Raw genomic sequence first — 1,263 nt, 5'->3', positions numbered from 1 at the left:
AGTGGCCCACACGTCGTCGATGATGGCGACCTTGCTGTGGACATACACCGGCATCACGTCGTAGCGCCGCGGATTCCCCGCGCCGCCGCTGCCTGCTTTCTCCGATCGGCTCCAGAGCGTGTAGACGCCCAGGTGATGGCCTCCTGTTTTCGCGGCGAGGCGGAGCTGGTTGACGTTGTCGATCTGGCGATCCGGGTACCCCGGCAGGTCGGGCCGCAGGTTCAGGACCAGGATGATCTGCAGGCGCGGCTTGGTCAGATCCTTCATCCTCGCGATGAGCGCATCGACGATCTCGGGCGACGTGAAGTACTGGTTCTCGATGTAGATGTACCGCTGAGCATTGGCGATGGCGCGCTCGTAGGATTCGAGGATGCCGGTTTCGCCGTAGGGCAAGTCCTCGTCGCTGGGATTGACGCGCTTGATCGAACCGCCAGGCAGCGTGCGCAGGACCTGCACCGAGGTCACGTCTCCGTCCGGCGTGACCGGCAGGTCGGGAAAGGTCTTTGGCGGAGGAATCAGCATGGGTTTGCCGGTGGCATTCCAGATGCTCGCGAAGGTCTTCTCGATGTGTGACACCGCCGGGCCCTTGAGATCGGTGTTGACGTCGTGCATGAGCGAGCCCTTGTGGCGCGCGTCGCGGATGGCGTGACGTGAATCGCTGAAGTAGTACTGTTTGAGCGGCGATCCCATGAGGATGGCGTGGTCCCCATCCACCACGATGGCCTTGGCATGCAGCAGGGCGAATCCCTTGTTATAGGCGTTGGTGCGCACGCCCGGTGTCTGTGCGAAAAATTCCGCCACCTCGGTCACGGTGTCCTCCGCAGACAGCGGCAGGTTCGTGACCAGGACGTTCACCGGCTTTCCGCCCTTGTTCTTGAGTACCTCTTCGAGTGTGGTCTCCGCCGCCTGCTTGCATCCGGTGGCGGGAGGATTGAGCGGGTCGAAGCTGCTTTTGAATTTGGTGAGAAAGCCGTTGTCGACGTCGAAAAAGAGCGTCATCAGGTTGATGGATTCGGTGGCGCCCTCGGCGGCGTTGGTCACCTCGGGGAACATCTTGGCCCCGTCGATCAGGTGCGTGATGCGGTTGTGGTGATAGAGCGCGACGGGGTCTCCGACTGCGGGGTTCAAGGTCGTATGGGTGACGAGCCAGCCCTCGATGTTGTTGCGGTGGATGGTGATGGTGCCGACCTCGTGGTTCGAGTCGGTGACATCTTTCGCTTCCTTGGTTTCGTGCAGGAGGCGGGTGCCGAAGAGCGCCGGGTC

General features: G+C 62.2%; 1 protein-coding gene. It reads right to left on the bottom strand.

Annotation, left to right across the window (positions count from 1 at the left end):
* Positions 1-1,263, bottom strand: a 1,263-nt coding sequence (locus KF784_20275; GenBank protein ID MBX3121393.1) for a hypothetical protein, incomplete at both ends; no start/stop codon positions are given.

It is taken from the genome of Fimbriimonadaceae bacterium (genome assembly GCA_019638775.1).
In the GTDB taxonomy this organism is placed as follows: Bacteria; Armatimonadota; Fimbriimonadia; order Fimbriimonadales; family Fimbriimonadaceae; genus JAHBTD01.
The sequence above is the reverse complement of the archived record's forward strand: the minus strand, read 5'-3'. Positions and strand labels throughout refer to the sequence as shown.